Below are 24,038 nucleotides of genomic sequence, written 5' to 3'. Positions count from 1 at the left end.
TCAGGGGGTTTCCGTGTCAGGGGAACGGTAGGGCGCCCCGCGGGAGCCCGCTTCGAGTTCGATGGGAAGGCGGAAGCGCATGCCCTCCTCGGTGCCGGGCAGCGTGGAGACGCGCAGCTTGGTGATGCTCGCCAACCGCCTCACGAGGTCCTGGACGAGGTCTTCCGGAGCCGAGGCGCCCGCCGTGACGCCGATCGACGAGACACCGTCGAGCCATGCCGGGTCAAGCGCCGAGGCGTCCTCTATCAGATGGGCTGGGACGCCGGCGTTCTCGGCGATCTCCCGCAGGCGGTTGGAATTCGAACTGTTCGCCGCCCCGACCACCAGCACCAGATCGACCAGCGGCACGAGGCCCAGCACCGCGCGCTGGCGGTTTTGCGTTGCGTAGCAGATATCGTTGGTGTCGGGGCCGACGATCCCGGGAAAACGCCGCTTGAGGGCGTCGATGATGGCCCGCGTGTCATCGATGCTGAGGGTGGTCTGAGTGATGTAGGCGACCTTCGTCGGGTCGGACACCGTCAGCGCCGCGACGTCCGCGACCGAGCCGACCAGATGCGTCCGCCCCCCGAGGCGGCCAAGCGTCCCCACGACCTCCGCGTGCCCGGAATGCCCGACCAGCACGACATCGCGCCCTTGCCGGGAGTAGCGGGCACCCTCGATATGGACACGGGCAACCAGGGGGCAGGTCGCGTCGATCACATGAAGGCCGCGCGTCCGAGCGGCATCGTCCACCGCCGTGGAGACGCCATGCGCGCTGAAGATCGTGACGCCGCCCGGCGGCACCTCGTCCACCTCATCGACGAAGTGGACGCCCTTGGCCCGTAGCCGTTCGACCACGTGCCCGTTGTGGACGATCTCATGCCGGACATAGATGGGGGGACCGTAGAGAGCCAAGGCCCGCTCCACGATCTCGATCGCCCGCTCGACGCCAGCGCAGAAGCCGCGGGGTTGGGCCAGGATCACTTGCATCGGCGGCGCTTTCGGTGGTGTCCAGGGATCGTGTCCAGAACTGGTCGTGTCTCATCGAGATGGTGTGCGGGTCCGTGGATTCCGACGGCGAAACGGCCCCTTGGCTTCAGGATTCAAACAGGGCGGGAGTGGATCATGCGTCGAAGCGGGTGGTTGAGGCAGGCGCGACGCCGATGCCGTCCAACACACGCCCTCGGGACCGCCCGGCTCCCGTCCGAGTACAAGGCTATCCCGGAAGGGAAAAAGCGGGCAAACACGCATTTGGATCAGACGCAATGATCCGATACCCCGGCGCCCTTGTTGAGCCAGGGTGCGGAATGCCTGAACATGAAGAGAGATCATGCCGATCAGCGAAGTGGATGTGGTTGTGGTGGGGGCCGGGGCGGCTGGGCTGGCGGCGGCGCGCGAACTGAAACGCCGTGGGCTGTCGGTGGTGGTGACCGAGGCTCGGAGCAGGACGGGAGGCCGCGCCCATACCGTGCTGACGCCCGACGGGCACCCGGCCGACCTCGGCTGCGGCTGGCTCCATTCCGCCGATCGCAATCCGTGGGTGGCGATCGCGGCGGAACTTGGGCTGGAGATGGACGAGCGGCCGCCGGACTGGGGAGCGGCTTCGATCAAGCGGCGGCTGGGCGATGACGCCACGTCCGACTGGTCTAGGACGATGGAGCGTTTCTGGGATGCGGTCGAGGCCGTCGGAGACGACGCTCCGGACAGGAGCGTCGCCGACCTGCTGCCGCCCGGGAACCGCTGGCTGCCGCGCATCCGGGCGATGATCGGCTATATCTCGGGAGCGGAGGCCGACCGGCTCTCGGCGATCGATCTCGACCGCTACGCCGACAGCGGCGTCAATTGGCGGGTGGTCGCGGGCTATGGCACGCTGGTGGCCCGCGCCGGCGTAGAGGTTCAGGTCTCGCTCGACACGCCGGTGATGTCGGTCGACATGACGGGCCCCCGCGTGGTGCTGGGCACGCCGAAGGGCGACTTGTGCGGCCGGGCGGTGATCCTGACCGTGCCGACGCCCCTGCTGGACGGGGAGGCGATCCGGTTCACGCCACCCCTGCCGGCGGAGAAGATCGAGGCCGCCAGGAACCTGCCGATGGGCATGGTGACCAAGCTGTTCCTGGGGGTCGAGGGGCGGCCTTGGGATTTGCCGCCCGACACGCAGGTGGCGGCTTCGCTGGAAAGCGCCCGAACCGGGCTTTACCACCTGGAGCCCCTCGGCAACCCGCTGGTCGAAGGTTATTACGGCGGCGATTTCGCGCTTGAACTGGAGCGCGCCGGAACCAACGCCATGGCCGACCTCGCGATCGGCGAGTTGGTCCACCTGTTCGGCTCGTCGGTGCGGACTCGATTGAAGCCGGTGGCCGCGTCGGGATGGGCCGGCGATCCGTGGTCGCGGGGGGCTTATACCTACGCGGTTCCGGGCGGTGCCAATGGTCGGGCGGTGCTGGCCCGCCCGATCGATGGCCGCCTGTTCTTCGCCGGAGAGGCGTGCTCCCGCGAAAGCTACTCGACCGCGCACGGCGCCTACCTGACCGGCGTGGCGGCGGCCGCGGCGGTCGCCGAGGCTATTGGCCGGGCCGGATGACGCCCTTGACCAGGATGATGTTGCCGTAGAGCCGGCGCTCGCCGGTGGCGATCACGGCATAGGCGCCGCGCGCCCGCTCGTAGAAGGCGAACCGTTCCATCTGCGCGGTGCGGATCGGCCGCCCCTCGGCGGCGTCCACCATGGCCTGGAACTCGTCCAGCACGGGGGGCCGTTCGTCACCGGGCGTCATGACGGCGGCCGGCTCCTCCACGAAGTCGTCGAGGGGCAGCAGCGACAGCACGGCGTCGAGCGCCGCGGTGGCGGTGATGCCATCCAGCCTGACCAGCCGCTTGGCGTTGGCGGCCGCGGGATAGTTGGCATCGACGATGACGAGTTCGTCGCCGTGGCCCATATCGGCGAGGATCTGGAGCAACGCCCCATTGAGCAGTGGATCGAGCTTCTTCAGCATGGCTTCCGTTTCCCACCCTGCGTGTTATTGATCTTCGATACGAAAATATGAAAGGGGAGGATGGCATGGAATTGGAAAGGCGCAAGCTTGGCCGCACCGATGTCTCGCTGACCACGTTCGGCTTTGGCGGGACCTCGCTCGGCAACATGTACCGCGCGATCGATGACGAGGCGGCGACCGCGTCGCTGGACGCGGCGTTCGCCGCCGGCGTCCGCTATGTCGACACGGCGCCGCTTTACGGCCACGGTCTCAGCGAGCACCGGGTCGGCGGTTGGCTGCGCAAGGTACGCGGCGAGGGTGTCACGCTGTCGACCAAGGTCGGCTGGCGTCTGTTTCCGGCTCGGGGTGAACCGACCGAGGCCGGCCTGTTCATGGACGTGCCGCCGTTCCGCAGGGGCCTGGATTACAGCTACGACGGCGTGATGCGGTCGTTCGACGATAGTCTCCAGCGGCTCGGCACCGACACCGTGGACATCGTCTTCATCCATGACGCCGACCGGCGCAACCAGGGCGACGCGTTCGACCAACGCTTCAAGGAAGCCATGGAGGGCGCCTACCCCGCCCTGCTGAAACTGCGCGAGCAGGGCGTGATCAAGGCGATCGGCGCCGGGCTGAACGAGTGGGAGGCATGCCAGAAATTCGCCGAGGCCGGCGACTTCGACGCCTTCCTGCTGGCCGGCCGCTACACATTGCTGGATCAGGCCAGCCTGGACAGCTTCATGCCACTCTGTGAGAAGCGCGGCATCGGGATCGTGCTGGGAGGACCCTATAATTCCGGCATCCTGGCGAGCGGCCCGGTCGAGGGTGCCACCTACGACTACGCGCCGGCCTCGCCCGAGATCCTGGAGAAGACGCGCCGGATCGAGGCGGTCTGCCGCCGGCATGGGGTTCCCCTGAAGGCGGCGGCGCTCCAGTTCCCGCTCGCCCATCCCGCGGTGGCGTCGGTCATCCCCGGCATGGGCAAGCCGAAACATATCGCGGAGAGCATGGAGCTGCTGGCGCATAAAATTCCGTCCGATCTATGGGCGGAACTGCGTTCGGAAGGGTTGATTCGTCAGGACGCCCCGGTTCCTTGAGCCCCAGTGGCTGGGGGAACGAGGCGGTCCAGCGCGAAAACACCTGGGGAGGACGGCATGAGCACGGGTAAGGGTTCCGACGCGGCGGCCCAGATCGAGAAGGCTCTCGACCAGAAGACCGGCAAGGCGTCGGGCGACACCGATAAGAGCCCCGAACGCAAGTTCGAGGAGATGGGTGAGAAGGACGAGATCCGCGATAAGGCTGGACGCGACCGCGAAGGCCAGTAAATAACGATCCCGGAGCGCCAAACGCGCTCCGGGAAAGACCGACCGACACACCGCTCGAATAATCTCACGGACCGCCAATGAAGATGTTCATCCTCGGCAGCCTGACCGCGATCGTGATCGCCGTCGCCGCTGGTATCGTCATGCCGAACTTCCTGGGCGAACCCGCCTACGACGCCTTCTCCACCAAGAACGCCCGCGTCAGCGAGGAGAACACCGCCACGCACCGGTTTGGGGCGGAGGGACGGTAGGAAGCGGCGAACCCCTCACCGGCCCCGCGACCGTTCTACCGGTTGACCAGCTTCGCCGGCAGGGCGATCACCAGCAGGCAGCTGGCCAGCAGGCAGCCGGCGAAGAACCAGATGGCGCCGGTGCCGCTTCCGGTCAGGTCGATCATCAAGCCCATCAGGGAGTTGCTCACCAGGCCAGCGATGTTCGCCAGCGAGCAGGCCAGCGCGAAGCCGGTGGCGGCGGCGGTGCCCTTCAGGAAGGTCGCCGGCAGGCTGAAGAAGACGGGAACCGCGCCGATGATCGCGGCGGACGCGATGGCGAACAGCAGCACCGTGGCGACCACGCTGTGGGTGAAGAAGGTGCTGGCGAACATGGCGGCGGCACCAACGATGAACGGCACGATGATGTGCCAGCGGCGCTCGCGGTGGCGGTCGGAACTGGCGCCGATCAGCAGCATCCCAAACAGCGCCGCGACGCTCGGCAGGGCCGACAGCAGGCCGATGTGGAAGGTGTCGGTGACGCCGGCGTTGCGGATGAAGGTCGGCATCCAGAACCCAAGCGCGTAGGCGCTCAGCAGGATCGAGAAGTCGATGCCGCCCAGCATCCAGATCTTCAGGTTGAAGAAACCATCCTTGAAGCTGTGCCGGCTGCCCTTGGCCTCGGCGTCGTCGTCCCGCAGGTCGGCGGCGATCTGGCGCTTCTCGTCCTCGGTCAGCCACTTCGCCTTGTCATACGAGTTCGGTAGGGCCGCGAAGGTCAGCAGGCCCAGCAACACGCTGGGAATCGCCTCCAGCAGGAACAGCCACTGCCAGCCGCGCAAGCCGTGGACCTCGTCGAAGTGCCCCATGATCCAACCGGAGATCGGGCCACCGATCACGCTCGACAGTGGCAGGCCGATCATGAACAACGCGATGATCCGGCCACGCCGATATGTCGGGAACCACGTGGTCAAGTAATACAGCACGCCCGGCAGGAAGCCCGCCTCGGCGGCGCCCAGCAGGAAGCGGATGATGTAGAACTGCGTCGCCGAGGTGACGAACATGGTCATCCCCGACAGCAGCCCCCAGGTGATCATGATGCGGGCGATCCACACCTTGGCCCCGACCCGTTCCAGCACGAGGTTGCTGGGCACCTCGAAGATGATGTAGCCGACGAAGAACAGCCCGGCGCCAAAGCCGTAGACCGCCTCGCTGAACTGGAGATCGCCCAGCATCTGGAGCTTGGCGAAGCCGATGTTGATGCGGTCGAGATAGGCCGCGAGATAGCAGAAGCACAGGAAAGGGATCAGTCTCCAGGTGATCTTGCGATACAGATCTTCCTTGGTCGTGACCACCGAAGGGGCGGCCGTCTGGGCTATGGTCATGTCGCTCGTCCCTCACGTGAAGCTTTGTGTCGTCCGAAGCCTTTTGGCGGCTGGACCATTCCCCGTCGTTCGCGTCTTGTTTTTTGTTTGGGTATCGCTTGGTCTCAGGCGCGGAAGCGGTCGATCGCCTCCCGCTTGGAGACCACGTCGCCGTATTTGGCGTCGATGTCGAACAGGTTGGCCTCATGCGGCCCTTGGTGGCGGTCGCCGACGCAGTCGCGGACCACGATGGTGCGGAAGCCGTGCTGGACGGCGTCCACGGCGCTGGCCCGGATGCAGCCGCTGGTCGAGCAACCGGCCAGCACCACGGTGTCGATGCCCTGCGCGTGCAGCATGGACGCCAGACTGGTCCCGAAGAAGGCGCTGGCGTACTGCTTGGAGAACACGACCTCGCCGGGCAGTGGCGCCACCTCCGGGCAGAACTCGGCGAGCGGGTTGCCCTCCACCATGTCCCGCATCACCGGAGCCTTCCTGACCCAGACACCACCGTCGGCGAAGTGGCCGGGGTGATAGCGGATGTTGGTGTGGACGACGGGGATGCCGTTGCTCCGCGCCGCCTCCAGCAGTTCGACCGTCTCCGCCACGGCCGTCACGACGCCCGGCGCGAACAGCGCCGCACCCTCGGTCGTGTAGCCCCGGAGGAAGTCGATCACCAGCAGCGCCGGCTTGGCGCCAAAGCCGATGCGGTTGCCCCAGACGCCTTTGTAATTGTCCTCAGCGGTCGACATGGTTCACCCTCTCTCGCCGTCAGGTCAGGGGTTTGCCGAGGAAATCGCCGAACGCGGCGAAGAAGCCCTCGTAGTCATCCCACGGGATCATGTGCCCGGCGTCCTCGACCCGGGCGATCCGGATACCCGGCTGGAGCTGGCGGATCTCCGCCTCGTCCTCCGCCTGGATCACTCCGCCCCGTCCGGCGACGATCAGCAGCGCCGGGACCGGCAGGTTGGGCAGGTCCTGATGGATGTCGTCCTCGTGGAAGCCCCGATAGGTCTCGACGATCGCCGGCTCGTGACAGGTGTGCAGCCACTCGGCCCGAAGCCGAAGTTGCTCGATGGTCCACGTCGGGCAGAACGCCCGCATGGCGTCGGCGTCCATGCCGGCCACCGCTTGGCGGATGCTGTCGACATACCAGTCGAGATTGCTCGGATAGGCCCGCCGCCCCGGCCCCGAAACCGGGGGATCGATCAGCACCAGACGCTGAATTCCCTTGGGTTGGCGGACGGCGGCGCGGATCGCGAAGCGGGCACCCATCGAATGGCCGGCCAGATGGTAGCCGGCCTCCGCCAGTCCCAGCGCCCCGGCGAAGGCGGTGACGTCGTCGGCGCAGGCGTCGATGCCATAGTCCAGACCCGAACCTGTTTCCGACAGGCCGCGTCCGCGCACGTCGAGGACATAGGTGTCGAACTCCCGCCCCAGCCGTTCGGCGACGAAGCCCCAGGTGATCGCCGGGCTGGTGATGCCGGGGATCAGGATCAGCGCCGGCCCCGCGCCGCCATAGCGGAGATAATGCTGGCGGATGCCGTTGGCCCGGACATTGGCGCCATACAGGAAGGTGCCGCTCATGCCGCCGCCGCCGACTTCAGCGGGTGGGCGTAGACGTCGTAGCCATAAACCCAGGCGGGGTCCTCCTGCGTGCGGAGGAAGGTGTTGGCGTTGGAGACGGCCTGGACGCGCGACGCCCGCTCCTTGCGGTTGGCCTCGTAAAGGTCGAAGGCCAGCGGGTAGTCGCCAAGCCCGGTTTCCTGGAGGCAGCGGGTCAGCATGGCCGCGTCCTCGATCGCCATGCCGGCGCCCTGCGCCATGTGGGGCTTCATCGGATGGCAGGCGTCGCCCAGCAGGACCAGACGGCCCTGGCTCCAGACCGGCAGCGGATTGCGGTTCCGCAGCGGCCATTTGGTGACCTCGCCGGTGCTCTCGATCAGCGCCTGGACGGTGGGATGGTAGCCCTGGAAGGCCTCGAACATCTCGTCGCGGTTGCTGTCGACGAAGGCCTCCTTGAACTCCCAGGCCGGATGGGGCACGCCGGTGACGTAATAATACTCGTCGCGCTTGCCGGTGGTGAAATAGGCCATCATGTGGCGGTCGTCGGTCCACCACTTGACGCAGTCCTCGAAATCGTGGCCGTACTTGGCCAGTTGATCGCCGGTCAGCACGGCGCGGTGGGCGACCCAGCCGCTATAGTGCGGATCCTCCGGACCCAGCAGCTTCTCGCGGATCCTGGAATTGATGCCGTCCGCCCCGATCACGATGTCGGCGCGCGCAGTGGTGCCGTCGCCGAAGGTCAGCAGCACGTCGTCGCCGCCCTCCTCCACGTCGGTCAGGTACTTGCCGAAATGGACGGAACCCGGCGCCAGCGTCGTCATCTGGACCTGGTGCATGTCGCCGCGATGGATGGTGACATAGGAGGCGCCGTATTCCCGGAGCGCGAACCCACCGAGTGGAATGCGCGACAGGTACTCGCCGGTCTCGCCATCACGGCTCAGCCAGAAGTCGGGATGGGAACTCATGGCGTTGAGCTGGTCCTCGATCCCGATCCGGCGGAACACCTTCATCACGTTGGGACCGAGATGGATGCCGGCGCCCAGCCGTGAGAATTCCGGCGCCTGCTCGAAGACATCGACGGTGAAGCCCGCCCTTTGCAGCAGCGCCGCGGCTGCCGCCCCACCCAGGCCGGCGCCAACGACGGCGATCCTCTCCTTGCCTCGCATCCGCGTGTCTCCTCTGTGTCGGGGGGTGTTCCCAAGCCATCGGCGGGACTGGTCCCGCGAAATCGGTTTGTGACGTATACGCTCAATCAGTAATGCCGACAATAGTTTTATAGCGTACACGCTTATTTTAACACTGCCTTAGAATTAGCGGGTTTGCGCACTTCTTGAGCGCCTTGGTGCACCAGATTTTGGCGCTTCCGGCATTCCGATCCTTTGCGACCAAACCACAAAAATAAGTGTACACGCTGTATCATAGTGCGTTACCCTTGCTCCAGCCAGAGCAAACCCGGAACAGGGAGACACGACATGCCCGTCAGCGACCGCGAACTGACCCAGATGTTCGAACACGTTCTGAAGCTGTCGAAGGTGGACGAGACGCAGAGCGTCGCGGTGCTCAAGAGCCATTATTCGAACCAGCGCATCGTCGACGCCGCGATGGACGCGGCCCAGCGGCTGGGCGCCAAGGTCTATGGCGTCGAGCTGCCGTCGTTCAACCATCCCAAGGCGATGGGCAACGACATGACCGCCTATTGCGGCGACACCGCCCTGACCGGCAACATCGCCGCCCAGCGCGCGCTGGAGGCGGCCGACCTGATCGTCGACACCATGATGCTGCTGCACTCGCCGGAACAGGAACAGATCCTGAAGACCGGCACCCGCATGCTGCTGGCGGTCGAGCCGCCGGAGGTGCTGGCCCGCATGCTGCCCAGCCTGGAGGACAAAGCCCGGGTCCTGGCGGCCGAGGAGGTGCTCAAGAAGGCCGGATCGATCCGCGTCCTATCGAAATCCGGCACCGATTTCAGCGCGCGCCTGGGCCAGTACCCGACGGTGACCGAATTCGGCATCGCCGACGAGCCCGGCCGCTGGGACCATTGGCCGAGCGGCTTCCTGTTCTCGTGGCCCAACGAAGGCACGGCGGAAGGCACGCTGGTGCTCGACGTCGGCGAGATGCTGCTGCCGTTCAAGACCTATGTGCGCGAGAAGGTCACGCTGGAGATCTCGGAGGGATTCGTCCGGCGCATCCATGGCGGGTTCGACGCCGAATACCTGCGCGACTACATGAAATACTTCAACGATCCCGAGGTCTACGGCATCTCGCACATCGGCTGGGGGCTCCAGCCGCGCGCGCAGTGGACCGCCATGGGCCTGCACGACAAGAACGACGGCATGTGCATGGACGCCCGCGCGTTCTATGGCAACTTCCTGTTCTCGACCGGGCCCAACACGGAGGTCGGCGGCAGCCGCAAGACGCCGTGCCACATGGATATCGCCATGCGGAACTGCGACGTGCTGCTGGATGGCGAGGCGGTCGTGCTGGCCGGCGACGTGGTGGCCCCGGAGGCGTCGCGGGTCGGATGACGGCGTCCGCCACTCGTGATCGGATTTGTGGCAACGTGTCGGCCCCCGAACCGACACGCAAGCCCTTCCCCATGCCGAGCGACCAACCTGAAACCACGACCGACTATGACTTTTCCGAACAGATCGGACATCTGTTGCGGAAAGCCTATCAGCGGCACGTCGCAATCTTCCAGCGCAACGCCTGCGACCCGCAACTGACAGGAGTGCAGTTCGTGACGCTGTGCGCCGTGCGGGATCGCGGTCCCAGTTCGTTGACCCAACTGGTCCAGGCGACCGCCGTCGATCAGGCGACCATCCGCGGCATCATCGAACGGCTGAAGGCGCGTGACCTGATCACGCTGGCCTCCGATCCGGAGGACCGCCGCAAGGTCGTGGTCAACCTGACGGACGCCGGCAGGACGCTGATCGAGGACATGGTGCCCCACGCTAGGCGGATCACCGAACTGACGCTGGACGGGCTGAACCCGGCGGAGCGTCTGGCGATCCTGTTCCTGCTGCGGAAGATGAACGAGCAGGAACCGCCGGAGTAGTCCAACCCTCCACACCCAGGAGCCAGTCCGCAGTTGCCAACGCGCCCAGTCGAAAGAACGGTTTCCCTGAACGTCAACGGGGCGAGCGCCAGCGTCACGGCCATGGCCGACACGCCGCTCCTCCACATCCTGCGCAACGACCTTGGCCTCAACGGTCCCAAATACGGCTGTGGGCTGGGCGAGTGCGGTTCCTGCACCGTCCTGATCGACGGCGTCGCGGCGCGGTCCTGCGTCATCCCCTTCCCCGCCGTGGCCGGGCGCGTGGTTACGACGCTGGAAGGTCTCGGCACCGCCAACGATCCGCACCCGGTCCAGCGGGCCTTCATCGCCGAGCAGGCCGCCCAGTGCGGCTATTGCCTGAACGGCATGATCATGACGGCGAAGGCCCTGCTCGACCGCAATCCCCGCCCGACCGACGACGAGATCCGGCGCGAGCTGTCGGGCAATCTGTGCCGCTGCGGCACCCATGTGGAAATCCTGCGCGCGGTCCGCCGCGCCGCTTCCGGATCGGCACCATGACGGAACATTTGAACAAGGACGCCCTGTTCCGGCGCGACAGCGTGCTGCTGATCGTCGACGACATCCAGCCACCGCCCGGCCTGTCGGCGCGGACGGCGCCGCGGCCAATGGAACTGGGCCTGTTCATCGCGGTGTGCGACGACGGCGCGGTCCACGCCTTCAACGGCCATGTCGATCTCGGCACCGGTATCCGCACGGCGCTGGCGCAGATCGTCGCCGAGGAGTTGGACCTCTCGCCCGGCCAAGTGAACATGGTGCTGGGAGACACGGCGGTCACGCCGGACCAGGGCGCCACCATCGCCAGCGCCAGCATCCAGATCTCCGCGATCCCCCTGCGGAACGCGGCCGCCGAGGCCCGGCGCTTCCTGGTGGAGAAGGCGGCCGGCATCTTCGGTGTCCCGGCACATGATCTCGTGGTGACGGACGGCGTCGTCTCGACCGGGCGGGCGGACGACAATCGGCGCCTGTCCTATGCCGAACTGGTGCGGGGCGATACGGTAAGGCTCCGCGTCTCCGGCGAGGCGCCGCTGAAGCCGGTCGACCAGTACCGCGTCGTCGGCACGGGAACGCCCCGTATCGACATCCCCGCAAAGGCCACCGGCACCCGGACATTCGTCCACGACATGCGTGTGCCCGGTATGCTGCACGGCCGCGTGATCCGGCCACCCTACGCCGGCATCGACAGCGGCGATTTCGTCGGAACCAGCCTGCTGGGAGTGGATCGGGAGTCGATCGCCCATATTCCCGGCATCATCGACGTCGTGGCGATCGGCGATTTCGTCGGCGTCGTCGCCGAGCGTGAGGAGCAGGCGATCAAGGCCGCGAAGGACCTGAGGCTGACCTGGAAGCCCTGGTCATCCAAGCTGCCCGACCTGTCGAGCGACTTGGCGGGGGCACTCCGCGCCAACCCGTCCAAGCCGCGCGTCGTGCTGGACAAGGGCGATGTCGACGCCGCCCTCGCGGCGGCCGACCAACGGTTGCGGCGGACCTATGTCTGGCCCTACCAGCTCCATGGCTCGATCGGGCCATCCTGCGCGGTGGCCGATGTCGGCGCCGATGGTGTCAAGGTATGGTCCGGCACGCAGAACCCGCACCTGTTGCGCGCCGATATCGCCTGGCTGCTGGAATGCCCGGAGGACGGAGTCGAGATCATCCGGATGGAGGCGGCGGGCTGCTATGGCCGCAATTGCGCCGACGATGTCAGCGCCGACGCGGTGCTGCTGTCGCGCGCCGTCGGCCGTCCCGTCCGTGTCCAGTTGACCCGCGAGCAGGAGCACGTCTGGGAGCCCAAGGGTGCCGCCCAGTTGATGGAGGTCGAGGGCGGCCTGACGGCGGAAGGCGCGGTCGCGGGCTACGACTTCGCGACCAGCTATCCGTCGAACGGCGCGCCGACGCTGGCGTTGCTGCTGACCGGGCGGGTCGAGCCGGTCGCCGCCGCCTACGAGATGGGCGACAGGACCTCGATCCCGCCCTACGATTTCGACGACATGCGGGTCACCATCAACGACATGGCGCCGATCGTGCGGGCGTCGTGGATGCGGGGCGTGTCGGCCCTGCCCAACACCTTCGCCCATGAATCCCACATCGACGAGCTGGCCTTCGCCGCCGGCGTCGATCCGGTCGAGTTCCGCCTGCGCCATCTGCCGGACGAGCGCGCCGCCGACTTGGTGAAGGCCACCGCCGCGCGCGCCGGCTGGGAGCCGCGCACCGCCCGCCGGACGATCCCGCCCGAGGGAGACATCCTGCGGGGCCGCGGCTTCGCCTATGCCCGCTACATCCACAGCAGGTTCCCCGGCTTTGGCGCCGCCTGGGCGGCGTGGGCGGCCGATGTCGCGGTGGACAGGAAAACCGGTGAAGTGGCGGTCACCCGCGTGGTGATCGGGCACGACGCCGGCATGATGGTCAACCCGGACGGTGTTCGCCACCAGATCCACGGCAACGTCATCCAGTCCGCCAGCCGGGTGCTGAAGGAACAGGTCAGCTTCGAGGGATCGGCGGTCACCTCCAAGGAATGGGGCGGCTACCCCATCATGACCTTCCCCGAGGTGCCGGATATCGACGTGTTGATGATGCCGCGCCAGCACGAGCCACCCCTGGGTTCGGGGGAGTCGGCGGCGGTACCCAGCGCCGCCGCCATCGCAAACGCCATCTTCGACGCCACCGGCATCCGGTTCCGCGAATTGCCGATCACGGCGGAGCGCGTCCGCGAGGCGCTGAACCCGCGAGCGCTCAGCGACCAATCACCCGCTCCGCTGGCCAAGCCGAGGCGCCGCAAATGGCTGGTGGCCGGGCTCGCTGGCCTGTTCGGCACCGTGGTCGGCATGGGCGTGACAGCCTTGCCGTGGCGGGCGCCGATCGCCCCGATAGCGCCACCCGGCGCCAACACGTGGTCGGCGGAAACCCTGGAGCGAGGCCGCCAGTTGGCGGCGCTCGGTGACTGCGCCGTCTGCCACACCGCCGCGGACGGCATCCCCAACGCCGGGGGCTTGGCGATGGAGACACCGTTCGGCACGGTGTTCAGCACCAACATCACGCCGGATGTCGAGACCGGCATCGGCGCGTGGTCGTTCGCCGCGTTCGACCGCGCGATGCGCGACGGGATCAGCCGGGACGGACGGCATCTCTATCCGGCGTTCCCCTACACGGCCTTCCGCGGCATCACGGAGGCGGACATGCAAGCGCTCTACGCCCACCTGATGTCGCAGCCGCCGGTCAGCCACCGGCCGCCGGAGACGCGGCTGTCGTTCCCTTTCGGCCTGCGCCCCTTGATGGCGGCTTGGAACACGTTGTTCTTGCGGAATGGCACCGCCGAACCCATCCCGGAGCGCGGCGCCGAGTGGAACCGGGGCGCCTATCTGGTCAACGGGTTGGGCCACTGCGCCGCCTGCCACTCGCCGCGCAACGCCTTGGGAGCGGAGAAGACCGGCGCCGCGTTCCTGGCTGGCGGAATGGTCGACGGCTGGGAGGCGCCAGCATTGAATGGGCTGTCCAAGGCGCCGACGCCCTGGACCGTGGACGATCTGGAAACCTACCTGACAACGGGATTTTCGGAAAGTCACGGCGTCGCCGCCGGTCCGATGGGACCCGTGGTCGCCGGCTTGGCGACGCTACCGAAATCCGACATCCGCGCCATCGCGACATACCTGACGGATCTCGACGGCACCGCCACCAGCGGCGTGGCCGCCGCTCCAGTCTCGATCAGCGGGGGAGAGCGTATATTCCAGGGCGCCTGCAGGGCCTGCCACAGCGACGGTGCCGGTCCGACGCTATTCGGCGTCAGTCCCTCCATGGCCGCCAACACCAACGTCCACAGCGACAAGCCGGACAACCTCGCCCGCGTGATCCTGCACGGCATCCAGAACCCCGCGACGCCGGACCTTGGCTACATGCCGGCCTTCAAGGACAGCTTCACCGACCGTCAGGTCGCCGACTTGCTGGCCTATCTCCGCACCGGCTTCGCGCCGGACAAACCCGCCTGGTCCGGATTGGAAAACACGGTGGCGAGGATCAGGGCCAATCCAGGCAGCCATTAAAGGTTGTAAAACTCAGCGAATTCCCGTAGGTCGGGTAGAGCGAAGCGGCACCCGACAAGCTGGCTCGTTGGCGCCCCGCGCCGGCGGCAACTCTAGCCGACCTACGGCCCCAACACGATTAATCGATAGCCGTCACTCCTCGGGCCCGAAGCAGAGCTTGAAGTCGGTGCAGACGCCGCAGCTGGGCGCCTTGCACAGGTTCAGGCCCTCGCGGTCGCAAAGCTGCTTGTAGAAGAACTTCTTCCACTTCATGTCGGCGGTGTTCTTCGACGCCAACGGCTCGAAATGGCGGGTGAGCAGGCCGGACAGGTCCTTGCGGCTGGCTAGGCCCAGATCCTGCCAGAGGTGGTTGGAGAACAGGCACGCCCGCGCCACCATGGAAGCGAGCCAGCCCGCCTCCTCCACCGGGGCGGTGATGTGGTCGGTCAGCAGGAGGCGGAGGTCGGCGACCTCCTCCGCCATCACGAAGTCGGCGACACCGGCCCCGGTCCGCCGACCCCGCCGCGCCGTCAGATAGGCCATCACGGGACCGTCGGGCGAAACTCCGGGGAAGTGGCGGACCAGCAGCCGATCGAGTTCCGCCGGCTCCAGGCCCACCGCGTCGTCGAGCGGGTCGGCGCAGTCGCGGGCCCGGGCCGCCAGTACGCAGGCGAAGACATGACCATCGGGATCGCCCGCGTCCGCGGCACCGTCCATCAGCGCGCCGTATAGGTCGGCGGCATCGGCGAAGGCGAAGGTCGCGGGCGTCATGATGGTCATGTCGAACCTCAGGCCGCGAGGGGAGCGTGGGTGAAACAGCTCTTGCCGCAGACCTTGGAGCAGGACTGGCAACCGATGCATGCGTCGCCGTTGGCGATGCTCATCACCTTCTTCTCGGCGTCATCATCCTGGGCGTCGACGATGTCGCCATCCTCGGTGATGCCGATCATGTTCAGGACGCCTTGCGGGCAGACCTTGAAACACCGGCCGCAGCCAATGCAGGCCTTCTGGTTGAGATCGGAAACGAACTTGGGAGTCCACGCCCCGCCGCCCTTGGTCTTTCCCTGGACAAATTCGCTCATCGTGAACTCTCCTCGCGTTCTCTTGTCGTGTTCGTGATCTGTTTGTTTTGGAAAAAGGGGTCGATCAGGAAGTCAGCGCCTTCAATTCGGCGCGCTTCTCGGTGAGCTGCTTGTAGGCGTCATAGGTGTCCTGCGCGACGGTCAGGATCTTCTCCCAATCGCCCGGCAGTTCCTCCGACAGGTCGTGCAGATCCATCTTCTTCGCCGTCGCGCGCGCGTTCAGCTTCTTGATCTCGTCCTTCAGGGCGTCGATGTCACTCATGTCCGGGAACTCCCCTCGGGAATGGCCTCAAAGCTCGGCCACGTCGCGGTGTTTCTCGATCAGGGCCAGGGCCTCGTCGACCAGCTTGGCGCCGTCCTGCGAAACCGCCTCGACCGACGGAAAACCGAAGCGGTGAACGTCGCGGATATGCTTGCTCAGCACCACCAGGCGGCCGGTCAGCAGCACCATGCGGCCGAAGCCCTCATGACTCATCTTCATGATCGGCGTCGCCATCAGGCGGGTCCGCTTCTCGATGGTCAGGCCGATCGCCTTGTAGAACTGCTCGACGCGGGTGATCGTGTCTGGGTCCGGATCACCGATGATCGGGATCAGCCGGCGCTCCTCCTTGGTCAGGACGAACGGGCGCAGCAGCACGTCGTCGCTCTTGCCCTCCCAGGCGCCATAGGTGTCCTCGGCGCGGATCAGGGAGACGAGGGTTTTCAGGAATTGCTGATCGACCACGGGGGCTTCGATTGTATCGGACATGTGTCTACTCACTCCTCATCGAAATTCCGGGCGACTTCGGCGCCCTTGTTGAGCGCCTTGCGAAGCCATGGCGGCGGCGATCCGGCCAGCAGGGTGACGAGCTTCTCGCAGAGGCCGACGATCGCCTCGGGTTGCTCGACCTTGACCGGATGGATCTTCTTGGCGACGATCCGCGCCGCGGCGGAGGCGCCGATGGCGGCGAGATAGACGATGGCGCAGTCCTCGATCGCGGCGATCTTGGGGACCAGCTTGTCCTCGTTGCCGTCCTCGAACATCTCGCCGTTGAACTGCACCGCCTCGAGCAGGCGGTAGCCGGTCGGATCGATCTCGTATATCGCGATGTTCTTGGCCCACCCGAAATGGGCGTCGACGCGGGCCATGTCCTGGGTACAGAAAGCAACCTTCATCATTCCCTCTCGCTTTGCCGGGACACCGGCCCCACCCGGCCCGGACGCACCGGCGGATGCGCCGGCGGACGTGGTGGGGACGAGCCTAAGCCGCCGCGTGCGGACCGCCATGGTGGTCCTCCATTTTCGGATCGTGCTTCCAGTCGTGGGACGCGTGTTCGTGGTCGTTAGCCAGGAAGATGTTGCCAAGCTCGAACAGCAGGTCGCGGGTGCCGCGATAACCGACGACGACGCGGTGTCCCGCCCCCAGCCGGTCGAAGGTCGGGAAGCCGGCCCGGACCAGCGGCGTCCCAAGCCGGTCGACCGACTGCCGGGCGTGACTGTTGGAGATCACCAGATCCGATCCGTGCGACAGAGTCTCGAAGTCCTCGTGGTCGCCAACCAGCAGCGACCACGCCTTGATCTTCTCCAGGGCCGGCGACTGGGTCGGGGCCACGGCGGCGGTCACCTCGCAGCCCATGTCCTGGAGGAAGCCGCAATAGGCCGCCAGCAGGTCGGGTTCCAACGCCACCGCCACCCGCTTGCGGCTGAAGTAGAAATGCCCGTCCAGCATGCCGTCGACCAGATGCTCGCGCTGGCGGCGGACTCGGGCCGGCACCGGCTGGCCGCTGACATCGGCCAGCGCCTTGATGAAGCGGTCGGCCGCCTCCAGACCGACCAACCGGTCGAACAGCAGGAACGGCACGCCGGTCTTCCGCTCAAGCGCCTCGGCCGGCTTCCGCATGTGCTCGCCGAGCGCCAGCGTCAGGACGGAGGCGCCCATGCCCTGGATCTCCTTGGCGGTCACGCCACCCAGCGTGGTCGCCTTGAAATCGTCGGGCTGGCGTCCGCCAAGGGAGGTCGACAGATCGGGCAGGATCACGGCGGTGAGGCCGAAGCCCTCGATTAGGTCGCGGATCTCCTCCACGTCGCCGGGAGTGAGGTGGCTGCCGGCCAGCACGTTGACCCGGTTGGAGACCGTCATTTCCGACGGCGTCACCATGCCATCGATGATGGCGGTCACCGTGTTGGCGAAGCCGTCCTCGAGCCCGCCGGTGAAATCGGGGGTGTTGACGAAGACCAGATGGCAGTTGTCGGACACTTCCGGATGACGCTTGCGGAAGGTCGCCAGCGCGCCGCGCATGTCCTCGCCCTTGGTCTCGGTCAGGCCGGTGGTGCAGACGCCGATGACCTCTGGCTTGTTGCGCTCGTACATGGTGAGCACGGCCGCTTCCAGATTGTCGTAGCCGCCTAGGATGGTCTGGACCTGATCCATCGCGGTGGTCTGGAGCGGGATGGCCTCGCGGAAATGGCGCACCATCAGCACCAGGCCGAAGGCGGTGCAGCCCTGGCTGCCGTGGAAGCACGGCAGGCAATTGTCGATGCCCAGCAGGGCCAGCGCGCCACCCAGCGGCTGGCTCATCTTGAGCGGATTGATCGTGGCGGCCTTGTTGGACTGGTGAGCCTTGAACATCGCCGGTTCCCTCATTGCCGCCCTCTTATTCCCAAGGTGCTGCGCTACGGACCTGACGCCAGATCGGATTGCCCAGGGTCTTGTCGATCTCCTCGACCAAGGCCACGATGCCGTCGTAGCCGGCGAAGCCGACATGGCGTTCCTGGTTGACGTCGAGCCATGGAACCTTGGCCTTCAGCGCGATGAATTGGCTGCGACCGCCCGACAGCATGATGTCGGCCTCGCTGTCGCGCAGCATCCGGGCGATGTCGCTGGGCTTGAGTTCCTCCCACATGTGGAACTCCTCGCCCTTCATCTTCTTGATCCGCTCCTTGTCCTCCTTGGTCGACTTCTTGACGCTGGTGCCGATGATCTCGAGCCCGGCGCCCTCAAGTGCTGAGACCATCGACCAGCTCTTGACGCCGCCGGTGAACAACAGGACCCGCTTGCCGGCCAGCCGCTCCTTGTAGGGAGCCAGGCGGCGCCACGCGCGCGCCTCCTCCTCGCGGATGATCGCCTCGGTGCGGGTGATCAGATCCGTGGGAGCGCCGCGTTCGACCAACAGGTTCGCGATGTTGCGGAGCGTATCGCTCATGTCCGAGACGCCGTAGAACGATCCCTCGAAATACGGGATGCCGTAGCGCTCCTCCATCTTGCGCGCGATGTTGATCAGCGCCTGGGAGCACACCAGCATGTTGACCTTGGCGCGGTGCGCCGTGGCGACCTCGTTGTACTTGCCGTCGCCGGAGATCATCGACAGGATGCGGACACCCATCTTATCGAGCAGCGGCTTGACCAGCCAGAATTCGCCGGCGAGGTTGTATTCGCCGATGATGTTGATGTCGTAGGGGGTGGTGACCTCCGGCTCGCGGGTGCCGATCACGTGGTCCAGCAGCGTCTCGCCGGCCAGCTTGTTCCCCAGGTTCTTGCTGCCCACGAAACCAGGCGCGTTGACCGGGATGATCGGCTTGCCCAGCTTGTCCGCGGCGAACTTGCAGACCGCCTCGACATCGTCGCCGATCAGGGCCGGGACGCAGGTCTGATACACGAAGACGGCGGGAGGGTCGTATTTGAGGACGATCTCCTTGATCGCCTTGAACAGCTTCTTCTCGGCGCCGTGAATGACGTCGAGTTCGCTGAGGTCGGTGGTGAATCCGGTCCGGTAGAGTTGGGAGTGGGACGACTTGGAGCCGCGATTGTCCCAGGAGTTGCCTTCGCAGGCGATCGGGCCATGGACCAAGTGGGCGGCGTCGGCGATCGGCTGCAACGCGATCTTGGCGCCATCGAAGGCGCATCCTCCGGCGGCGGCGCCGGGCTTCAGGGCCTTGGTGCAGCCCTTCTTGCGCTCCTTCTCCGATTTCCCAAGGTTGGTGGCGCAACCCGGTTCGTTGAAGACTTCCTGCACCTTGTCGACCAGCATCTCGTTCCCCCGTCAGGAAGCCGCCCCCAAGGGCGCGGTGATGTGAAGCGCGGTAGGTTGAAGTCCAGGGTGGTGCCCGGCGCCGCTCCGGGGAGCGGCGCCGGGGTCGGGTCGCTTATCGGATCAGGTCGAAGGAGTAGTCGGTCTCGCCGGCGATGTTCGTGTGGCGGTCCATGTCGTCGAGGATCTTGTCGAGGATGCGGACCAGCACGTTCAGGCCGCCCTGATAACCCCAGGTCGGGTAGCGGTGGTGGTGGTGACGGTCGAAGATCGGATAGGTCAGGCGGATGAGCGGGATCTTGGTGTCACGCTCCAGGTATTTGCCGTAGCTGTTGCCGATGATGTAATCGACCGGGTCGGTGAACAGCAGCGACCGCAGGTGCCACAGGTCCTTGCCGCCATAGGCCGCGCCCGACTTGCCGAACGGGCTGCCGTCGAGCAGCTTCTGGACCTGCTTGTCCCACTTCTTGGAACCCGAGGTCGACAGGACATGGACAGGCTCGGCGCCCAGCTCCAGCAGGAACTTCGTCATGCCCAGGCAGAAGTCGGGATCGCCATAGACGGCGAAGCGCTTGCCGTGGATGTGGGTGTGGCTGTCGGCGATGGCGTCGACCAGACGGCCGCGCTCCAGGGTCAGCTCGGCGGGAACCGGTTTGCCGGTCAGCTCGACCAGCTTCATCAGCACCTCGTCGGTGGCGGCGACACCCATCGGGTAGTTGAACTTGGCGACCGTCTGGTCCTTGTCCTTGATGTAGGAGAGCGTCTGCGGGGTGCAGTACTCCTGCATCGAGATCGTGGCCTTGGCGTTCTTCGCGGCCTTGGTCTGATCGATGGTCGTGCCACCGTCATACAGGCGGAAGGTGCCGTCGGTCGGGGTGTCGAACACGTCGGACACGTCCGACAGGATGGTGGCGTCGATGCCGAACAGGCCGAAGATGCGCTTCAGTTCGCGGTTGTTGCCAACGGCGTAGCCATCGAAACCGCCGATCACGTTCAGGCTGTCGTTCTCGACCCGCGGAGCCGCGTCCGGAGCGTCCCAGAAGTAATTCAGGATGCCCTTCATCATGTTGTCGTAGCCGGTGACGTGGCTGCCGACGAAGGCCGGGGTATGGGCGTGAGGGGCCGGGAAGTCCTGCGGGATGCTGTCCTTGTTCTTCGCGTTGACGATGAAACCCTGCAGGTCGTCGCCGATGACCTCGGCCATGCAGGTCGTCAACACGGCGATCATCTTCGGCTGGTACAGGCTGTAGGTGTTCGCCAGACCGTCGATCATGTTGTTGAGGCCACCGAACACGGCCGCGTCCTCGGTCATCGACGAGGACACTGCGGAATTCGGCTCCTTGAAGTGACGGGTCAGGTGCGAGCGGTAATAGGCGACGCAACCCTGCGAACCATGGACGAACGGCAGGGTGCCTTCGAAGCCCTGGGCCGCGAACACGGCGCCCAGCGGCTGGCACGCCTTGGTCGGATTGATGGTCAGGGCTTCGCGGGAGAAGTTCTTGGCCTTGTATTCCTCGGACTTGGTCCACTCGGCGACCCGGGTGACCTCTTCCTTGGGATGGCCGTACTCGAACTCCGCTTGCTTCCGCGCGAAAATATCCTTGTACTCGGGCTGGCGGAAAAGCTCCAAGTGATCGATAATCTTCTCAGCGTTCTGGGGCATGTTGGTCTCCAAGAATATTCAAGCCGGCTTGACCGGACGGCGGCGGGAAGCGGACCGACGGCGCGGTCGCGCCGCCGCCTGTTTGATGTCAGGCCCAGGGGGCCTTGGTCAGGTTCCACACGGGGTTGTTGATCGCCATGTCCATGTCGCGGGCGAAGATGGCGAACCCGTCGTAACCATGGTACGGGCCGGAATAATCCCAGGAGTGCATCTGCCGGAAGGGTTTGCCCATCTTCTGGAAGACGTACTTTTCCTTGATGCCCGACGCGACCAGATCGGGATCCAGCTTCTCGACGAACTTCTCGAACTCGTAGGCCGTGACGTCGTCGTAGATCAGCGTGCCTTCCTTGGTGTAATGGGTGGTGCGCTGATAGTCGTCGTTGTGGGCGAACTCGTAACCGGTGCCGGTGACTTCCATGCCCAGGTCGTGGTAGGCGTCGACCACGTGGCGCGGACGCAGGCCGCCGACGTAGAGCATGACCTTCTTGCCGTTCAGCCGGGGCTTGAAGCGCGCGATGACGCCATCGACCAGCGGCTGGTACTTGGCGATCACGGCCTCGGCGTTGGCCTGGATCTTGTCGTCGAACAGCGCCGCGATCTTGCGCAGGCTCTCGGCGATCTGGGACGGGCCGAAGAAGTTGTATTCCATCCAAGGAATGTTGAACTTCTCTTCCATGTGGCGGGCGATGTAGTTCATCGACCGATAGCAGTGGATGAGGTTCACCTTGGCGAGCGGGGTGTTCTCCAGCTCGGCCAGCGTGCCGTCGCCGGACCACTGGGCGATCACGCGGAGACCGATCTCCTCCAGCAGGATGCGGGACGACCACGCGTCGCCGCCGATGTTGTAGTCGCCGATGATGGTGACGTCGTAGGGCGTGCCCTCGAAACCGGCCTTGGGCTCGGTCTTGTCGAACACCCAGTCCCGGATCGTGTCGTTGGCGATGTGGTGGCCCAGCGACTGGGAGACGCCGCGGAAGCCTTCGCACCGAACCGGAATGACCGGCTTGCCGATTTCCGTCGCCTTGTTGCGGGCGACGGCCTCGATGTCGTCGCCGATCAGGCCGATCGGACACTCGGACTGGATCGAGATGCCGTTGACCAGCGGGAACAGGTCGTTGATCTCGTCGATGACCTTGGCGAGCTTCTTGTCGCCGCCGAAGACGATGTCCTTCTCCTGGAAGTCGGACGTGAAGTGCATCGTGCCCCAGCTATCCACGCCGGTGACGCCGATGTAGTAGTTGCGGCGGCCGGACCAGGAATAGTAGCCGCAGCCGACCGGGCCGTGGGAGATGTGGATCATGTCCTTGATCGGACCCCACACCACGCCCTTGGAACCGGCGTAGGCGCAGCCGCGGATGGTCATGACGCCGGGGATCGACTTGACGTTCGACTTGACGTCGCAATCCTTGGCCTCGGCGGTCTGGATGCCGATGTGCTTCGCGCGGCGCTTGCGCGACTTCTCGGGATAAGCCTCAAGCACCTCATTGATGAGGGCTTGGGTCGCTTCTTTGGTCTGTTCGTTCGCCAAGCTCATGCCGGCCTCCTGCTGCTCGTCCGATGCGCGCCGCGCGCGCGAAATCCGTATGGGGTGCCAGCGCGTCCGCGCGCTGCGGTGTTCGACCGCCCTCCAGGGCTCATCGGCGCTGGCGCGGTCAGGTGGTGTCCGAGGCGGCGGCTTGGAAGGCGCCGCCTCGGAGTGCTCGTTACGCGGAAGCGGCGGCCGCGGCGGCGGCTTCCTTGGCCTGCAGCTCGGCGAGCGCCTGCTCCTCGGTCTTCATGATGCCGAAGTCCATCAGCATGTCTTCCAGCTCTTCCATGGTGATCGGGGTCGGGATGACGCCGTTGCCGGAATTGTTGTGGATCTTGCTGGCGAGCTGACGGTACTCGTCGGCCTGCGCGCTGTCCGGAGCGTACTCGATGACGGTCTGGCGGCGCAGTTCGGCGTGCTGGACGATGTTGGCGCGCGGGACGAAGTGGATCAGCTTGGAGCCGAGGCGCTTGGCCAGGGCGTCGGCCAGGTCGTACTCGCGGTCGGTCTGGCGCTCGTTGCAGATCAGGCCGCCCAAGCGGACGCCGCCGCTGTTGGCGTACTTCAGGATGCCCTTGGAGATGTTGTTGGCGGCGTACAGCGCCATCATCTCGCCGGACATGACGACATAGATCTCCTGGGCCTTGTTCTCGCGGATCGGCATGGCGAAGCCGCCGCAGACCACGTCGCCGAGCACGTCGTAGGACACGTAGTCCACGTCGTCATAGGCGCCGTTCTCTTCCAGGAAGTTGATGGCGGTGATGACGCCGCGGCCGGCGCAGCCAACCCCCGGCTCCGGACCGCCGGACTCGACGCACTTGATGTTCTTGTAGCCGATCTTCAGGACGTCGGCGAGCTCCAGGTCCTCGACCGAGCCAGCCTCGGCGGCGAGGTGCAGGACGGTGTCCTGGGCCTTGGCGTGCAGGATCAGACGGGTGCTGTCGGCCTTCGGGTCGCAGCCGACGATCAGGATGCGCTGATCGAGTTCGACCAGGGCGGCGAGCGTGTTCTGGGAGGTGGTGGACTTGCCGATGCCGCCCTTCCCGTAGAAGGCGATCTGACGAAGCTTGTTGGCCATAAGTTTTCGCTCCTTGGCAGGCTGTGGTAGCCGTTTCGTGGTCCAGTCGCGGCGGGTAACAGGGCCGCAGCACAGACCCTGTGATGCACCCAGCGTGCCAATCCGGGGAAATTTCTTACAACGTTGATTTTAAAAAGAGATTTGCCGTCCTGACAGCTTGTCGCAGGGGTCGGTCAAGCTGTGTGATA

At 65.9% G+C, this 24,038-nt stretch carries 24 protein-coding genes; 8 read left to right on the top strand and 16 right to left on the bottom strand.

Annotated features, from left to right (window positions below):
* The gene (gene ispH, locus N825_RS17770) at positions 1-969 is read right to left on the bottom strand and encodes a 4-hydroxy-3-methylbut-2-enyl diphosphate reductase (protein ID WP_051512514.1); all 969 of its coding nucleotides are present in this window, start codon (positions 967-969) and stop codon (positions 1-3) included.
* A gap of 340 nt (positions 970-1,309) precedes the next feature.
* Between ispH and N825_RS17765 the strand changes: the two genes are divergently transcribed.
* Positions 1,310-2,560 (top strand): flavin monoamine oxidase family protein, encoded by a 1,251-nt coding sequence (locus N825_RS17765; RefSeq protein WP_037454684.1) that lies wholly within the window; start codon positions 1,310-1,312, stop codon positions 2,558-2,560.
* Here N825_RS17765 and N825_RS17760 read toward each other — a convergent pair.
* Positions 2,541-2,969 carry an RbsD/FucU family protein gene (locus N825_RS17760; RefSeq protein WP_037454681.1) on the bottom strand — a complete coding sequence of 143 codons (429 nt, stop codon included), beginning with the start codon at positions 2,967-2,969 and terminating at the stop codon, positions 2,541-2,543. The two genes, N825_RS17765 and N825_RS17760, sit on opposite strands and share 20 nt — an antisense overlap.
* Before the next feature lie 65 nt (positions 2,970-3,034).
* Here N825_RS17760 and N825_RS17755 point away from each other — a divergent pair, with 65 nt between their 5' ends.
* The 3 genes from N825_RS17755 to N825_RS38980 all read left to right on the top strand — a co-directional run bounded on the left by N825_RS17755 (position 3,035) and on the right by N825_RS38980 (position 4,521).
* The gene (locus N825_RS17755; RefSeq protein ID WP_157619341.1) at positions 3,035-4,045 is read left to right on the top strand and encodes an aldo/keto reductase; all 1,011 of its coding nucleotides are present in this window, start codon (positions 3,035-3,037) and stop codon (positions 4,043-4,045) included.
* Positions 4,046-4,102: 57 nt separating this feature from the next.
* Positions 4,103-4,273, top strand: coding sequence for a hypothetical protein (locus N825_RS39790; RefSeq protein WP_198038378.1), 171 nt, complete (start codon positions 4,103-4,105; stop codon positions 4,271-4,273).
* Between the two features lie 77 nt (positions 4,274-4,350).
* Positions 4,351-4,521 carry a hypothetical protein gene (locus N825_RS38980; protein WP_157619339.1) on the top strand — a complete coding sequence of 57 codons (171 nt, stop codon included), beginning with the start codon at positions 4,351-4,353 and terminating at the stop codon, positions 4,519-4,521.
* 35 nt (positions 4,522-4,556) lie between these two features.
* On the opposite strand, the gene N825_RS17750 is transcribed toward N825_RS38980, so the two are convergent.
* The 4 genes from N825_RS17750 to N825_RS17735 all read right to left on the bottom strand — a co-directional run bounded on the left by N825_RS17750 (position 4,557) and on the right by N825_RS17735 (position 8,572).
* On the bottom strand, positions 4,557-5,864 hold the full coding sequence (locus N825_RS17750; RefSeq protein ID WP_037454678.1) for an MFS transporter: 1,308 nt from the start codon (positions 5,862-5,864) through the stop codon (positions 4,557-4,559).
* A 104-nt stretch (positions 5,865-5,968) separates the two neighbouring features.
* Entirely contained in the window at positions 5,969-6,592 is a 624-nt protein-coding gene (locus N825_RS17745; RefSeq protein ID WP_037454675.1) for an N-carbamoylsarcosine amidohydrolase, read from the bottom strand.
* 19 nt (positions 6,593-6,611) lie between these two features.
* Positions 6,612-7,427 carry an alpha/beta fold hydrolase gene (locus N825_RS17740; protein WP_037454674.1) on the bottom strand — a complete coding sequence of 272 codons (816 nt, stop codon included), beginning with the start codon at positions 7,425-7,427 and terminating at the stop codon, positions 6,612-6,614.
* Positions 7,424-8,572 (bottom strand): FAD-dependent monooxygenase, encoded by a 1,149-nt coding sequence (locus N825_RS17735; RefSeq protein WP_037454672.1) that lies wholly within the window; start codon positions 8,570-8,572, stop codon positions 7,424-7,426. Before N825_RS17735 ends, N825_RS17740 begins: the two co-directional genes overlap by 4 nt.
* 306 nt (positions 8,573-8,878) lie before the next feature.
* On the opposite strand from N825_RS17735, the gene N825_RS17730 reads away from it, so the two are divergent.
* From N825_RS17730 to N825_RS17715, 4 genes are read left to right on the top strand one after another with little or no spacing between them, the layout of a single operon-like run.
* Positions 8,879-9,931, top strand: coding sequence for a 2,5-dihydroxypyridine 5,6-dioxygenase (locus N825_RS17730; protein WP_037454669.1), 1,053 nt, complete (start codon positions 8,879-8,881; stop codon positions 9,929-9,931).
* Between the two features lie 35 nt (positions 9,932-9,966).
* Positions 9,967-10,461 (top strand): MarR family winged helix-turn-helix transcriptional regulator, encoded by a 495-nt coding sequence (locus N825_RS17725; protein ID WP_281174366.1) that lies wholly within the window; start codon positions 9,967-9,969, stop codon positions 10,459-10,461.
* A gap of 33 nt (positions 10,462-10,494) precedes the next feature.
* Entirely contained in the window at positions 10,495-10,980 is a 486-nt protein-coding gene (locus N825_RS17720; RefSeq protein ID WP_037454665.1) for a (2Fe-2S)-binding protein, read from the top strand.
* Positions 10,977-14,513 carry a molybdopterin cofactor-binding domain-containing protein gene (locus tag N825_RS17715; protein ID WP_037454664.1) on the top strand — a complete coding sequence of 1,179 codons (3,537 nt, stop codon included), beginning with the start codon at positions 10,977-10,979 and terminating at the stop codon, positions 14,511-14,513. Before N825_RS17720 ends, N825_RS17715 begins: the two co-directional genes overlap by 4 nt.
* Before the next feature lie 132 nt (positions 14,514-14,645).
* Here N825_RS17715 and N825_RS17710 read toward each other — a convergent pair whose 3' ends face one another.
* The 10 genes from N825_RS17710 to nifH all read right to left on the bottom strand — a co-directional run bounded on the left by N825_RS17710 (position 14,646) and on the right by nifH (position 23,850).
* Positions 14,646-15,272, bottom strand: coding sequence for a nitrogen fixation protein NifQ (locus tag N825_RS17710; RefSeq protein WP_245613152.1), 627 nt, complete (start codon positions 15,270-15,272; stop codon positions 14,646-14,648).
* 8 nt (positions 15,273-15,280) lie between these two features.
* Positions 15,281-15,574, bottom strand: coding sequence for a ferredoxin III, nif-specific (gene fdxB, locus N825_RS17705; RefSeq protein ID WP_037454663.1), 294 nt, complete (start codon positions 15,572-15,574; stop codon positions 15,281-15,283).
* A gap of 64 nt (positions 15,575-15,638) precedes the next feature.
* Complete coding sequence (locus tag N825_RS17700; protein ID WP_037454660.1) at positions 15,639-15,836, bottom strand: CCE_0567 family metalloprotein; 198 nt, start codon at positions 15,834-15,836, stop codon at positions 15,639-15,641.
* A 27-nt stretch (positions 15,837-15,863) separates the two neighbouring features.
* A complete protein-coding gene (locus tag N825_RS17695) occupies positions 15,864-16,322 on the bottom strand; it encodes a NifX-associated nitrogen fixation protein (RefSeq protein WP_037454656.1) in 459 nt (152 codons plus the stop codon).
* Between the two features lie 8 nt (positions 16,323-16,330).
* A complete protein-coding gene (gene nifX, locus N825_RS17690; protein WP_245613151.1) occupies positions 16,331-16,732 on the bottom strand; it encodes a nitrogen fixation protein NifX in 402 nt (133 codons plus the stop codon).
* 82 nt (positions 16,733-16,814) lie between these two features.
* Positions 16,815-18,182: a nitrogenase iron-molybdenum cofactor biosynthesis protein NifN gene (nifN, locus tag N825_RS17685; RefSeq protein WP_037454863.1), complete on the bottom strand. Its 1,368-nt coding sequence runs from the start codon at positions 18,180-18,182 to the stop codon at positions 16,815-16,817.
* A 25-nt stretch (positions 18,183-18,207) separates the two neighbouring features.
* Positions 18,208-19,581 (bottom strand): nitrogenase iron-molybdenum cofactor biosynthesis protein NifE, encoded by a 1,374-nt coding sequence (gene nifE, locus N825_RS17680; protein ID WP_037454654.1) that lies wholly within the window; start codon positions 19,579-19,581, stop codon positions 18,208-18,210.
* Between the two features lie 115 nt (positions 19,582-19,696).
* Positions 19,697-21,244, bottom strand: a complete 1,548-nt coding sequence (gene nifK / locus N825_RS17675) for a nitrogenase molybdenum-iron protein subunit beta (RefSeq protein WP_037454861.1) — start codon at positions 21,242-21,244, stop codon at positions 19,697-19,699.
* Positions 21,245-21,332: 88 nt separating this feature from the next.
* A complete protein-coding gene (gene nifD / locus N825_RS17670) occupies positions 21,333-22,778 on the bottom strand; it encodes a nitrogenase molybdenum-iron protein alpha chain (protein WP_037454651.1) in 1,446 nt (481 codons plus the stop codon).
* Between the two features lie 169 nt (positions 22,779-22,947).
* Positions 22,948-23,850, bottom strand: a complete 903-nt coding sequence (gene nifH / locus N825_RS17665) for a nitrogenase iron protein (RefSeq protein WP_037454648.1) — start codon at positions 23,848-23,850, stop codon at positions 22,948-22,950.
* Positions 23,851-24,038: the final 188 nt, after the last annotated feature.

This window comes from Skermanella stibiiresistens SB22 (genome assembly GCF_000576635.1).
GTDB lineage: Bacteria > Pseudomonadota > Alphaproteobacteria > Azospirillales > Azospirillaceae > Skermanella > Skermanella stibiiresistens.
This window is presented reverse-complemented; position numbering and strand designations above follow the sequence as displayed.